Origin of the sequence: Mucilaginibacter rubeus (genome assembly GCF_003286415.2) — a bacterium.
GTDB classification, from domain to species: domain Bacteria; phylum Bacteroidota; class Bacteroidia; order Sphingobacteriales; family Sphingobacteriaceae; genus Mucilaginibacter; species Mucilaginibacter rubeus_A.
Genome location: NZ_CP043450.1, coordinates 1,698,776 through 1,712,810 on the forward strand (window position 1 = coordinate 1,698,776; position 14,035 = coordinate 1,712,810).

Annotated in this window: 7 protein-coding genes; 1 reads left to right on the plus strand and 6 read right to left on the minus strand. The window is 43.0% G+C overall.

The genetic code is table 11. From position 1 onward, the window contains the following. Nucleotides 1–27: 27 nt before the first annotated feature. Nucleotides 28–1,041, plus strand: a complete 1,014-nt coding sequence (locus tag DEO27_RS06975) for a threonine aldolase family protein (protein ID WP_112571789.1) — start codon at nt 28–30, stop codon at nt 1,039–1,041. 124 nt (nt 1,042–1,165) lie between these two features. Here DEO27_RS06975 and DEO27_RS06980 read toward each other — a convergent pair whose 3' ends face one another. The 6 genes from DEO27_RS06980 to DEO27_RS07005 all read right to left on the minus strand — a co-directional run bounded on the left by DEO27_RS06980 (nt 1,166) and on the right by DEO27_RS07005 (nt 13,709). After that, nucleotides 1,166–2,185 (minus strand): aldo/keto reductase, encoded by a 1,020-nt coding sequence (locus DEO27_RS06980; protein ID WP_112571787.1) that lies wholly within the window; start codon nt 2,183–2,185, stop codon nt 1,166–1,168. A gap of 134 nt (nt 2,186–2,319) precedes the next feature. Continuing rightward, nucleotides 2,320–3,879 (minus strand): FG-GAP repeat domain-containing protein, encoded by a 1,560-nt coding sequence (locus DEO27_RS06985; RefSeq protein ID WP_112571785.1) that lies wholly within the window; start codon nt 3,877–3,879, stop codon nt 2,320–2,322. Between the two features lie 29 nt (nt 3,880–3,908). Beyond that, complete coding sequence (locus DEO27_RS06990; protein WP_223818179.1) at nt 3,909–5,246, minus strand: vanadium-dependent haloperoxidase; 1,338 nt, start codon at nt 5,244–5,246, stop codon at nt 3,909–3,911. Nucleotides 5,247–5,416: 170 nt separating this feature from the next. Beyond that, nucleotides 5,417–8,662 carry a VCBS repeat-containing protein gene (locus tag DEO27_RS06995; RefSeq protein WP_223818180.1) on the minus strand — a complete coding sequence of 1,082 codons (3,246 nt, stop codon included), beginning with the start codon at nt 8,660–8,662 and terminating at the stop codon, nt 5,417–5,419. Between the two features lie 231 nt (nt 8,663–8,893). Further along, the gene (locus tag DEO27_RS07000) at nt 8,894–10,519 is read right to left on the minus strand and encodes a SusD/RagB family nutrient-binding outer membrane lipoprotein (RefSeq protein ID WP_112571781.1); all 1,626 of its coding nucleotides are present in this window, start codon (nt 10,517–10,519) and stop codon (nt 8,894–8,896) included. Between the two features lie 7 nt (nt 10,520–10,526). Continuing rightward, on the minus strand, nt 10,527–13,709 hold the full coding sequence (locus DEO27_RS07005; protein ID WP_208644859.1) for a SusC/RagA family TonB-linked outer membrane protein: 3,183 nt from the start codon (nt 13,707–13,709) through the stop codon (nt 10,527–10,529). Nucleotides 13,710–14,035: the final 326 nt, after the last annotated feature.

The window sequence follows — 14,035 nt, forward strand, 5'->3', positions numbered from 1 at the left end:
AAAGAACGCAAAATTTATAAATTTAATATGATCACTGTTGATTTACGAAGCGATACGGTAACCAAACCCACTCCAGGCATGCTTGAAGCCATGTGGAGCGCCAAAGTAGGCGATGATGTTTTTGGTGAAGACGAAACTATAAATACCCTCGAGGCCAAAGCAGCTGCTATGTTTGGCATGGAGGCCGCCATTTTTTGCCCATCAGGTACCATGACCAACCAGATAGCTATTAAATGTTTTACCCAACCGCTTGATGAGCTTATTGCCGACCAAACCGCACACGTTTACCGTTATGAGGGTGGGGGAATAGCCTTTAATTCGGCGGTATCAACCCGCTTGCTGAATGGTTACAGGGGGATTCTTACTCCTGAAATGATAGAACCTGAGATTAATGCCGAGAATATTCATTATCCGCATACAAGCCTGGTGGTGCTCGAAAACACGGTTAATAAAGGAGGTGGTAGTTGCTATACCCTTGAACAGATTAAGCCAATCGCTGAGCTATGCCAGGAGAAAGGTTTAAAGCTTCACCTTGATGGCGCCAGGATTTTTAACGCGTTAACCCATACAGGAGATGCCGCGGTTGATTATGGAAAATGCTTTGATGGTATTTCAGTTTGCTTGTCGAAAGGTTTAGGGGCTCCTGTAGGTTCGGTTTTATTGGCTGATAAGGAGACGATCAAATATGCCCGTCGCATTCGTAAAGTATTAGGCGGGGGCATGCGCCAGGCCGGTTTTTTGGCAGCGGCAGGTATCTACGCGCTTGACCATCATGTAGACCGTCTGAAAATAGATCACTCCCATGCCCGCATTTTAGGTGAGGAACTGAGCCGCCTGCCATGGGTGAGCAATGTGATCCCGGTTGAAACGAATATTGTTTTGTTTGATACCGTTGAACCAGCTGCTGCCGTACTTGCGAAGTTTGCTGAAAAAGGCATCAGGGCAAGTGAAACCGATAAACACCGCATCCGTTTTGTAACGCATTTAGATGTGCATGCAGAGCAGGTGGAATATACTGTAGATGCGTTGAAATCGCTGTAAAACACCAAAATCATGTCATTGCGAGGAGGAACGACGAAGCAATCGCACGGAAGCAAATCCGCTCTGTATAGCATGCGGTTGCCACGCTTCGCTCGCAATGACATAATTTATTGAGACTTTATATTTACCCTCTGTCCGCTGCTTGCCTTTCAACCATCCAGCCCGGATATTCTCTTGTGAGGGCACTTACTTCATCTATTCGTTGAAGTTCATCGGCTGATAGCTCAAGTTCAATAGATTTCAGGTTGTCGTTTAATTGATTGATGTTTTTTGCTCCGATGATGGTGCTGGTTACACCTTTCTGTAAACGAACCCAGGCCAATGCCACCTGCGCGGCAGATACATTGTGTTGTTTGCCAATGTCGCTGATCACATCAATAATGTCATAAGCCTTGTCTTTATTTACAGGTGGAAAATCAAACGTATCACGACGAGAGTCACCTGCTTTTTCAGTATCGCGGGTATATTTGCCAGACAGGAAACCTCCGGCCAGGGGGCTCCATGGCATTACGCCCAGGTTGAGATCTTCGGCAACCGGTAATACCTCACGCTCAATATCGCGGCCGGCGAGTGAGTAGTAATACTGCAAGCCTACAAACTTGTTCCAGCCATTTTTTTCGGCTATACCCGCGGCTTTCATTACCATCCAGGCGGGCCAATTACAGCAGGCTATATAACGTACCTTTCCGCTTAACACAATATCGTTTAGCGCACGCATGGTTTCCTCAATAGGCGTGCGTTTATCTACGCCGTGCACATAAAGTACATCGATGTGATCAAGCTGCAAACGTTTAAGGCTGGCATCAACTGAATTAAAAATGTGGAAACGTGAAAGGCCGATGCTGTTTATACCATCGCCCATTTTACCGCGAACTTTGGTGGCAATAACCAGTTCCTCGCGGTTAAAACCAAGGTCGATAATGGATTGGCCCAGTAAAGTTTCGGATTCGCCCTGAGAGTAAACGTTGGCGGTATCAATGAAATTAATGCCCGAGTCAATAACGGTTTTCATAAGTTCATTAACTCCGTCTTGTTTAAGCTGGCCAATAGCCGACCAAATGCCTTGTCCGCCACCAAAGGTCATGGTGCCAAAGCAAATTTCAGATACCAGCAGGCCGGTACCTCCTAAAAAATTGTATTTCATAAGTAGATGGATTTTGTGATGTGAAATTAGTCCTGATATTACCTAATGTCAACCACGAAAAGTCAGCAAAAGGTAAAGTTGATGTTGGTAACAAGGGAATTACGCTTGTTTTAAGCGACTTAATTATCGTAAGGTCATTTCTTTGGCTGGTATAATTGGTTGTAAAATATACTCAAGCCATACTTTGCCGATTTCCATTTTTCGTCAAGTGCTGCGGGGGCAGGGCCGGGGCTTTGGGCAAAATTGCCTGTGATGATATCCATATCGCCATCACCGTCAATATCCGCTTTTTCGAGGGTGAGGGTTTTGATGGGAACATCGCTTTTCTGAATGTACGGTTTAAAAGTAAACTGATCTTTATTCACGTTTTCAAGGTAGATAAACGATTCATCAACCAATTTGCCGGTCTCGGGGAAAAAGGAAGTCGCTACAAAATCAATATCGCCATCTTTGTCAAAATCCTCTGCTAAAACCCTGGTTACACCGTATATCGGGTAAAAAAACTTTTCTTTAAAAACGTCTGCTCCCTGGTTTATATGGAGCCTGATACCATGATACGCTTTCAGGATGTTGGAGTAATCGGCATTGTCACCATGTACGGTTACAATATCGGTAAGCCCATCGTTATTATAATCAAGCAAAAGCATGTCTGTAGTGCCATAGTCGGGCGGGAACCGTAGTACACGTTTGGCTTTAAACTTAAGGTTGTCCTTTTGGTAAAAGATGTAAACGCTTTCATCGCCTTGCGAAAACATGGCCACAATATCTTTTTTGCCATCGCCATCCATATCTTTGATATAACACCTGATAGCGCCAGGTAAGGGCAATAGCACATCTTCAATATATTTGCCTGCCTTGTTCTTTTTAAAAAGCGATAAGCCTCCCGTTTTATTGCCGAAGTTGCATACTACAATTTCCGGAATGCCGTCGTTATTCAAATCAGTTATTCGGGTATTTACCGGCCTGTGTAAGGATGTGATGATTGGTGTACTGGTGGTATCATTAAGCTGCGCATATATTCCAGTACTTAGCTCGGTAGGGTATAATTTACCTATCTCGGTGAGATAAGTGTTGTTTTGATAAAAATTAAAATCAACAACCGGGCTGACCGTGTTTGCGGTTTTGATAACTCCTTTGCCATATTGCCAGTTTAACACCTGGTTATAGTAATTGCCTATCCAAAGTGTTTTTGTTGTGTTATCGTATTTGAGCCCGGTAATAAGCGATGGGGTTTTATTGTCTATTTGTACATCCTGCCTTACAAACTGGGTAAGCGGGCTATTGCGACTGAGGCGCTTTTCATCCAGGCTAACGCTGTCCGGAGCATTGCTGATGATGTAATCCTTAATCTTAGCCCAATCGGTTTCAGTACAAACGGGCTCTTCGGGGATGATATTATGCTTTTTTACAATTGCGCGCTCTTCATCAGATAATCCCCTGAGCGGATCATAATTTGGGTAAATAATCCCCATCCGGGCAGCCATTACGGGCAGCACGTGGGTAGCCCAGATACTTTTAGTAAGCCCCGCCGGATCAGGCGCTAAATGACAAACGGTACAATGCCGCAAAAACAAAATGTGGCCTTCTTCATCAATCGCGGTGGTTGTCGGTCTCTTTTTCGCGGTGAATGAATTAAGGCTCAGGAGCCCGGTAATAATAAAAAATAATAGTAAAACCGTCCCCCTGATCCGCATAGTGAAAGCTGTTTGCTTTTAACTACGTTCTAATTGCCCAAATAGTTTACTCCCGCTGCTTTTAATTTTTTTATAACAGTTGCTGCTACATCCCGCCCTTGCTGATTGCCATTTACAATGGCGTCCATAAAGTGAATTCCTCCATAAAAACGGGATACTGATGCTTCTTCGGCTGCTTGTTTGAATGATTTAAAATCGCGCGGCCCAACACCGTATGGAATTTCCGAATCATCGGTATAGCTAAACTTATCGCCCAATAAATAACTCAGCACCCCTGCCGACGAATTTGACAGTACCGCATGGCCACTTGGGTATTCCGGGAATGGTGGGGTTTGTAGCATGGGCACCCATTTAATATCAATGTATTTGTTAATATAAGTTTCGGGGCGGATGCCGTTGCTGCGGTATTTCTCGTCCCAGCAACTGATAAAAGCATCCATTTCGGTCATAGCCACCAGGGCTGTTACCTGTATGGATTTGTCGAAACTAAGTCCTGCTTTTTTAACGGCAATACCGGTAACGTTCATCCAGTGCCCCCCGGGACTGATCTTTTTAAAACCGATCATCATGTGGCCTGATGTGGTAACCGCAAAAGGGTTGCAATCCCAAAAGTTGGCGATCATGATCTGCTCGGCCGACATGTTTTTGGATACTTTGTATACCGCATAAGCTTCTTTATAAAACTCGCTGGTACTATCGGTGCTGAAAGTTGCTGGCCTTACGGGCACAAATTGGTCGGACGAATCGATAAACATCGGGCGTATGGTTTTCCAGTTAGGTTCAACGGCTTCCATGTACATTGGCGGGGTAGGGAACCAGTTTTTACCACCCTTTATAGGCGAATACCGGAGCCTGCCGCTTAATTTATTATAATTATCCGATTTGGAGTATTTGATTACTTTAGCAGCCATTTCCGTGGCGGCGGCTATAGATTGTTTGATTACATCTTCGCTGATGCCATTCTCTTTCAATAAGGTCAGGTACTTATCTTCATCATCTTGCAGCATGAAACCTGATGGCAGCATTTGTTTGCCTGTTTCCAGGATGCAATACATTGCGGCTATACGGTAATCATATTTGTCTGCCGGGATGCTGATCTGGTTATCCTGTGTGTAACTTTTGATAAAATTACCAGCAGGCACTACATCTTTATTGTTGAGGCTAACCAAATTATAAGCACCCAGGGTTACATAAGTATAATAACGCGAGGCTGCCGGAGGATTTACAACATCATGGATCATAACCGCCGAAATTGCGTTTACGGTTTTGTCAATATGCAGGTACGGAAGAATGGGCTTTTTATTCTTTTGCGCGTAGGCAGTAGTGCCTATCAGCGTTAAAAACAATATGGATATTCGTTTGATCATTTTTTAGTCTCTTTCTGAAAAATTGTTTGAAAGAAGCGTCAGTGCGAGGAACGACGCAACCCCCGATTAGAAGGTCTGCTCTGTATAGTTTGGGATTGCTTCGTTCCTCGCAATGACGATCTTATATTGGAAATCATTTTAAATCACTTTTTAGGCTTAGGCCATCTGACTTAATACTTATAAAATTGCAGCGCCTGTCCCGATGCGCCAATCAGCACGTAGTTTGCGCCATTAATTTTTATTTCAGTTGCCGATTTAACATCACCATTTACTGATAATCCCGCTATAGGTTGATTTTGATAAGTGAAACCACCTTTACCATCGCCGGTAAGCAGGCAGCCATAGTTTGCATCAAAACTGCCCAGTTTAAGGCGATTATCTGAATGATTACCCAACAGGAGCAGGTCTGTTTTGCCGTCATGGTTAAAATCGCCTGTGAGGATGTCCGATACCGATGAATATTGGGCCTGTAAAGGCAAAGCCGATTTTATAAACTTACCACCCCTGTTCAGGAAAAGGCATGTTTCCACCTCGTTAGCGGTGAGTTTAGTTGCCTTGGCAAGTTCTTCAGGCGTAAAAATATCCTTCATAGTCGCATCGCAATAAGCTTTGTATGAAGTAAAGCGTTTACGCATTGGATAAATCTGATCGTTCAGTTCATCGCGGCTTACAAAAGGGTAGCTTACACCTTGTATATAAAAATTAAAGAATGGATCAATCGAACCATTGCCGTCAAAATCGGCAAAATACATTTCAGCAGGTTCTGTTTGGCTGGCGTGGATCTGTGTGTTTTCGCCAAGGTTACCTGCAATAATATCTGGTTTGCCATCGCCATCAACATCGGTAACTGTGAGGGTATTCCAAAAACCGCTTACCGGATGATCAAAGTATTTGGCAGTTTCATCAACGAACCCCGTTTTTGTGTTGGTAAACACCATCACAGGCATAAACTCGCCGCATATGATTAAGTCTTTACGACCATCACCATTTAAATCAGCCCATTGGGCATCTTTAATCATGCCAATGCCCGTAAACGGAGCATCCGTAATTTCAAAATGGCCGCCTCCTGTGTTAGTAAGCAAATAACTTTTTGGGGCCGATGGGTAATAGCCGGGGATAACGTTTGACCCCACAAAAAGGTCAATCTTGCCATCACCATTGTAATCGCAGGGGCGCACACATGATTTGCTACTGCCTGTTAATACGGGAAGCGAGGTACTTGAAAAGTTAAAATTGCCTTTGCCATCATTCAGGTATAGCTTGTCCTGTAATTCGTTAGCGCCGGGTTCCAACAATGAATATCCGCCTTTGGCTATATACAGATCCGGAAAGCCATCGCCGTTAGCGTCAAAGAAGGCGGCAGCAGAAGTATTCTCCTTATTAAGATCAGATATTTCCTGAACCGTATAAGTGCCGCCTGCTTTCTGAATGAATAACTTACTCGCTGTATTTTGATCGCCTGCTATGAAAAGATCCTCAAGACCATCTTTGTTTACATCAGCTTTAGCTATTACAGGTCCTGTTTTTGAGCTCATGAAAAGCATCAAAGGCTGACGTTTAAAATCGTTAATAGTGTTTTCTGTATGAGTATAATCAATGGCCGGTTTTGCCAAGCTGAAGATTGATTTTGCAACTGCTTTGCTATCAGCTTTAAATACAGGGCTACCCGTTTTGTAAGTTATATTTAAACGTTGGTTAGCCTTGACACTGGTAAGCAATTGCGATGTTTGATCGGGCCAGATGATCCGCACGGAATCTACCTGTTGCTGGTCTCCCAGGCCAAAATTTAAAACGGTTGACACGCACGATAGATAACCCCTGTTAGGGTTAGCTTCCTGGTATTGCACTTGCTTACCGTTATAAACAAAAACTTTTGCGCCAATGGCATTTGTATTGCCTTCCGGTTGTTTAAGATTTATCGCGAGGTAGTTCTTCTTGCCGGTTTCCATGGTCATATTCTGCAATATGGAAGCCTCGTTGTTGATATTATTGGTAACCAGATCAAGGTCGCCATCATTATCAAGATCAGCATAAACCGATCCGCTGGAAATACCGCCTTTGTTGATCCCCCAATCCTGCTTCTTATCGGTGAAAGTGAGGTTATGATTGTTTTGAAAAATATAATTTGACAGGGTAGTGGAGGGCATGGCTTTAACCAGGTCCATGAGCAGGAATGGCTCACGATCCATAGCTTTTTTAAGCTTGTAATCGCCCCAGTAGCGTAAAAAATCTTTATTGGTATAATCGCGGAAGTAACCGTTGGAGATGAAAATATCCTTGTAGCCATCATTGTCAAAATCGGCAATGAGGGGGCACCAGCTCCAGTCGGTATTGGAAATACCCGCCAGCTGACCAATTTCGCTGAATGTGCCGTCGCCGTTATTAACCTGCAACATATTACGCATGTATTGCTTATACAGGTTTTGGTTCAGCATCAGCTCAAATGATTCATAATTTTCCTGTAGTTGTAACAGTTTTTGGCGACGGTTATCAGGCGGGAGCATATCAAGCGTCATCATATCCGGCAGGCCGTCGTTATTGATATCAGCAATATCAACTCCCATCGAAAATTGCGACATGTGTTTGAAGCACTTTTTGCTGTCCTCAGTAAAAGTTCCGTTTCCGTTATTTATATATAGGTAGTCGGGTTCGTTGTAATCGTTGGTTACATAAATATCCTGTAATCCATCTTTATTGATATCGGCAATGGCTACGCCAAGGCCAAAAGTGAGGGGATTTTGAATGATGCCCGCTTTTTTGGATACATCAACAAAATGGCCGCCCTGGTTTTCAAATAGTTTATTGCTGGCCAGCTCGTCGGTTTCGGCTTTAGCCTGTGCAAATTCAAGATTGCTGATCTTTTTTACGTTATGGTTAAGCAGGAACATATCCAGCTTACCATCGTTATTATAATCAAAAAATACAGCCTGGGTACTGTAGCCCGGATCATCAAGTCCGTATTGCTGGGCCATTTCAACAAACTTATTGTTGCCTTTATTGATGAAGAGCTGGTTGCGGCGTTTGGCATTATCGCCAAGGCCAGAGTAGCATATATAAATATCCAGGAGACCATCGCCGTTAACATCGGCCATGGTAACACCCGTTTTCCAGTCGCCTGGCCTGCCCGCAAGGCCTGCGCCCGCCTGCTGGGTAATGTCTTTAAATTTTAGATTGCCTAAGTTGAGGTAGAGTTTATTTTGGCCAAGGTTACTGGTAAAAAACAAGTCTTCGAGGCCGTCATTGTTAATATCGCCAACAGCAACACCGCCGCCGTTGTACAGATACTCGTAGGAGAGTACGTTAAGTTTTTCGTCCTCAACCAGATCGTTGCGAAACTTTATATTGGTTTCGTCCGGGGAGAGCAGCTTAAAAAGTGGTTGCTGGGCATTGCCGTGCATGCTTTGTAAGGTAAGCAAGGCAACAGTGCAAAATGTAAAAGTGTTTAATCTTTTAAGTTTAAAATTAAAGAGGGGAGAAGAACAACACATCATCAACAGATTTTATTTTTCCGGGTTGCAGGGGATTTAAATTTAATTATTTGTATTGATAATTGCCACCGGATTATTAATCCTTTTTGTTGTAAAACTAAAAAACAAGGCTATGAAGCCATAGCCTTGTTTTTTAAGGGAATTTATAGAGGGGTATTATTATTTATCCCACCAAACGCGTGACGTAAAGTTATCGCCGCCTGACAGGCTTGCAACAGCTGCATTATAATTAGCAGTGTTGGTAGTGATCAGGGTAAGCGGATATATAATACGGCGAGGAATTGAACCATCAGTGAACTGACCAACATATTTAACCGGTGTAAGTACAGGTATACCTGTTCTTCTCCAGTTAGCCCATGTTTCGTTATGGATAAAAGTTGAAGATGTTTCAACGTAGTATTCCATATTGATTTGTTGCAATGCTGTAGCCGGTAGCAATGGGTGTGCTGCTGCATAAGCAGTAGCAGTAGCACTGTTTATGGTAGCAGTCGCGTTGAATTGAGCAAGTTCAAGCTGATTGGCAACAAGCGCGTTTGCATAGTGTGTTGCTGCAGTACCTGTATTCCAGCCTCTTGTTGCTGCTTCTGCCAATAACAACTCGGTTTCGCCGTAGGTTAAAAGCATATTGATACCGCTTTTGTCAACAGGGTTAATGCTGGTGCTTGAAGTATAGTAAACCTGCAACCTTGGGCGTGAGTATTTGCCATCTGGTGCAGCAGCGTCATTTGCAACTGCTGGATCGGCAGGTGAAGTACCCGGATAGCCAGGTGCTTTGCTGATATCGGTAGCACCACCGTTAAGGTCATAACCGTTTGGCATACCGTGTTGAACAGATGCATCATTATTACCGGCAACGGTTTCGTTTGAGTTAGCTGCTTTACCGGTTCCTGATGCAACCTCAGCGATAGCTGAAATCCGCGGGTCGGCAGTGGTTTGCATGTAGTCGATCAAGGTTTTTGACCAACGTACTTCCCTGAAATCGTCAGGAACAGTTAACGCGTTGATGGTGCTGTTTGAGTTACCATTAGCGTTATCAGTTTTTACTTTGGCGTTATCGTCAATGCTGGCCATAGTACCGCCTGCATATGCTTTTTCAACATATTTTTGAGCAGTAGCAGCGTCAACTTTAGTCAAACGCATAGCAACACGTACCATTAGTGAGTAACCTAATTTTTTCCATTTGGTGATATCACCTGTGTAGAAAAGATCAGAGCTTGGCTTATCTTTTGATGCATCAAGACCTGCAGTAGCGCCATCAAGATCAGCCAACATAGCGTTGTAAATATCCTGTTGCTTGTCAAACTTAGGGGTAAAGATACCTTGTTTAGCCATACCTGCTTCAGAATAAGGAACGTCACCATAAGCATCTGTTACACGCTGTAAGATGAACACCTTCATGATGGTGGCAATTTTGTTTAAGTTGGCGTACTCAGCTTTACCATCGGTAAGGTTTTTCATTTCCTGTACAAGTGTTTCGGCAGAGTATCCGCTGTTATAAACCCTTGCTTTGTAATCATTGAATGAACCTTTATAGATGTATTTATCACCGTTGCCATAATAATCGTAAGTTGAAGCTAACGATTGTGACCACATGCTTTGGTAAAGCAATTGATCGTAACCAGTTTGTGAATACTGGATCTGGGCTTGTGCTAAAAGAAAGTTAGGATTAAACACGGCTGCCGAAGTAGCATTTGGGTTTGTGTTTATCTTGGTGAAATCTTTTGTACAACCCGAAACAAGAGCCGCGGCTAAACATAAACCGCTATATATGAGTCGTTTTTTCATCTCTCTGTTATTTTTTAAGTTTAAAGTTAACATTTATACCGTAGGTACGTGTGCTTGGTAAGCTGGTACCTTCAATACCTGCATAAGCTACGCTGTTAGCAAAGCCCGATTCAGGATCGATGTTGTTGGTATGTTTCATAATTGTCCAAAGGTTACGACCTACCGCTGAAATAGTTACACCGCTAAATGGAGTGCCGGTAAGGAAGCCTCTGGTAAATGTATAACCTAAAGTAACCTGGCGTAATTTGATGAAGCTGCCGTCAAGCACGTTAAGTGCAGATACCCTTTGCGCTAAAGCCTGGTAGTAAACTTCGGCCTCAACTGATTTGGTATTTTTCTGGCCATCTTCAGTTACACCATCGCCAACTACACCACCTTCACGGCCAACTAAAGTTGCTTTGTTTAAACCGCGGTACATGCTATAGTAGTTAGTTGCTGATAACACTTTATTCCCAAACCTGTAATCAACCAGGAATGATAAGTTGATGTGTTTGTAGCTGAAATCGTTATTAAAACCACCGTAAATTTTCGGAACGGTTGTGCCATGGGCCCTGCGCACTCCATCTGATTCAGGTAAGCCGTTTGCATCAAAAATGATTTGACCTGAAGCATTACGTTTGTAATCGGTAGCCATAACTTGCGGGCCAGGTAAGCCAACCACAAATGCAAGGTTAGCATTTAATGGCCTGTAAGTACCTAAACCTTGAGTTGTCATAGCATCATCAGTTTTCAATACCTTGTTTTTAACATAGGTAAAGTTTATTGATGGTGACCATGAGAATGATGAAGTTTGAACTGGTGTGCCTTTTAACTCAACCTCAATACCATTGTTCTGGAATGACTGTGTACCGATATAACGGGTGTTATAACCAGTAGCTACGTCTAATGAACCTTTAAGGATTTCGTTTTTGGTTTTGCGGTGGAAATAAGCCACATCTAAACCAGCACGGCCGTTAAAGAATTTCATTTCGGTACCAACCTCAGTTTCTGTTAAGGTAAATGGTTTCAGGAAGTAGTTTGGAAGATCGCCTGAAAAACCACCTGTAACTACGCCGTTAACCGGGTTGTTGATGTTATAATACTGTTGAGTGATGTATTTATCAGTTGGCTCACCGCTGGTTTGTGCATACGAAACGCGAAGTTTACCAAAGTCAAGAGCAGGCCAGTGTGTAAATTCAGAGAAGATAAAGCTGGCAGATGCTGAAGGTGCAAACAGACCACCATTACCTTTAACAACTACCGGATATAGGGTAGAGTAGGTGTCATAACGACCGCTGGTGCTTAACACTAAATAATTTTTAAGTGAAAAGTCTGCAGTATAGTAAGCTGAATGAACTTCTGACTGATTGAAGGTATAGCTTGCCGCATTTTTAGTTTGCAGGTTTGAATAGCTATAGAAGTAAGGTAAAATAAACGGACCGCCGCTTAAGCTGGTATAAGTATAGCTGTTTTTGCGGATGTTACCACCACCTGTAAAATCAAATGATAACAGGTCTTTCACAATGTCATGCTTTACACCAAATAATACGTCGTAGTTTAATTCGTATTGTTGTGCGGTTGATTGCTCATCTAAGCCACCCGCAGCATTGCTTGAATAAGCAGTACCGGTAGGGGTTACTTTGAAGCGGCTATCGTTAATGTTGTCATAACCGATACGGCCTTGTAAATAAATCCATTTTGTGAAATCATAACGGGCAGTTAATGATGAAATTAAACGTTTCCTGCCGGTGTTATTGATGAAGTTATTTGCAGCAAAGTAAGGGTTGGTAACGTAAATGTCATTGTTCCACTGTTGCTCGGCACCAGAAGCAGTTGTACCAGGGCTTAAAGCAGCTTGGTCTTCGTTAGCCGCAAGGAACAATACGTTGTTAGGGTTACCCGGACCATCACTTAAGCTTGGCCTGTTTTTAGAGTTTTCAACCAGGTAGTTAGCAACAACAGCAATGTTCAACTTATCGGTAACGTTTTGATTAGCGTTTAAGTTGAAGGTTTTCCTGTCTAAATTACTGTTTGGCACAATTGAATTAGCATGCGCATCAGATAATGATAACCTGAAAGCGCCTGTTTCATTACCACCGTCAAATGATACGGTATTAGTAAAAGTGTTGCCTGTACGGTAAAAATCAAGATAGTTGCTCTTGTTTGAATATGGGTACATTTTACCATCAAACTGGATTGTTGGTTGACCGTCCAGTTTTTCGCCCCAGCCTAAGTTACCGGTTGATATGGCAGCAGCTACGTTAGCCGGCCTTACACCATGCTCGCCCTGGCCATATTGAGTTTGGAAATCTTCGTAGTTGATAGGTTTGTCGGCCTGATAGTTGCTGTTAACCTCAACACCAAAACCAGAGTTCTTTTTACCACCTTTGGTAGTGATCAAAATAACACCGTTAGCTGCGCGGGCACCGTACAAAGCTGAAGCCGATTGACCTTTAAGTACGGTCATGGTTTCAACATCATCCGGGTTAATGTTAGCGATACCATCGCCATAATCAGCACCGCCCCATTCGCCTGATGTACCACGTGAAGAGTTATCCATTGGTACACCGTTGATAACAAATAAAGGAGAACCCGCAGATCCACTGGTTACACCACGTAATAAGATACGTGCCGAAGAACCTGGACCACCGCTTACACCGCTGATGCTTACACCTGCTACGCGGCCTTCTAACGAGTAAGCAATGTTTGATTCTTTAGCTTTGTCAAGCAGGTCGCCTTTAACTGTTGTTACCGCGTAACCTAACTTTTTCTCTTCTTTTTTAATACCTAACGCCGTTACCACAACCTCGTTCAGGTTAGTATTTGAGTTTAAGGTAATTGTTATTGTTGATTTACCTCCCACGGCAACATCTTTGGTGCCGTAACCAATATAGCTTACGGTTAATACGGCATTGGGCTGCACATCAAGTGTAAAGTTACCGTTTGCATCCGTTTGGGTACCTGTTGTAGTACCTTTAATTCTGATGCTTACGCCTACAAGCGCTTCGCCTTTTTCGTCAACTACCTTACCGGTAAGCTTAGCGAAGTTTAAATTAAAATTGTAGTTTGATTTGGCATTTGCTTTTGGCGCTTCAGCAGCCGAAGCCTGCATGTTCAAGAGCACCATACCTGCAAGGGCAAATTTACACAGGTTAAGGGATTTTGATACCCATGGCCTGTGTACACCCACCGGGTGTTTGAAAAATTTCATATTTTATTGAATTTAAAGGGAGTTAATAGCGAAGCGCCCTGGAAAGCACTACGCAGTTATAAACATTCAAAAATCTTTTTTCGGGGCAGTAAATTCCCTCCGGGTAATTATTGCCTGTAGTGGGGAGAGTAAGCTTTTTTTACATAGGCATCAGTTTTCCTGGGTTTATTAATAATGTCATATAGTTTGGTTAATGAATCACCGTGCCAAAGGGAAAAATGTTCCTTTGTAGGGAGCACAAGGGTGATTTAAAGTGAGGACAATTAAATTTTAGCGATTGCCTACAAACCCGTAAAAAATATTTTACAATTATTAATTACCAGTAT

Excerpts from the sequence above, each read along its gene's own strand:
- DEO27_RS06975 (WP_112571789.1), top strand. The coding sequence starts at position 28 with ATGATCACTGTTGATTTACGAAGCGATACGGTAACCAAACCCACTCCA.
- DEO27_RS06990 (WP_223818179.1), bottom strand. The coding sequence starts at position 5,246 with ATGATCAAACGAATATCCATATTGTTTTTAACGCTGATAGGCACTACT.
- DEO27_RS07000 (WP_112571781.1), bottom strand. The coding sequence starts at position 10,519 with ATGAAAAAACGACTCATATATAGCGGTTTATGTTTAGCCGCGGCTCTT.
- DEO27_RS06985 (WP_112571785.1), bottom strand. The coding sequence starts at position 3,879 with ATGCGGATCAGGGGGACGGTTTTACTATTATTTTTTATTATTACCGGG.
- DEO27_RS06980 (WP_112571787.1), bottom strand. The coding sequence starts at position 2,185 with ATGAAATACAATTTTTTAGGAGGTACCGGCCTGCTGGTATCTGAAATT.
- DEO27_RS07005 (WP_208644859.1), bottom strand. The coding sequence starts at position 13,709 with ATGAAATTTTTCAAACACCCGGTGGGTGTACACAGGCCATGGGTATCA.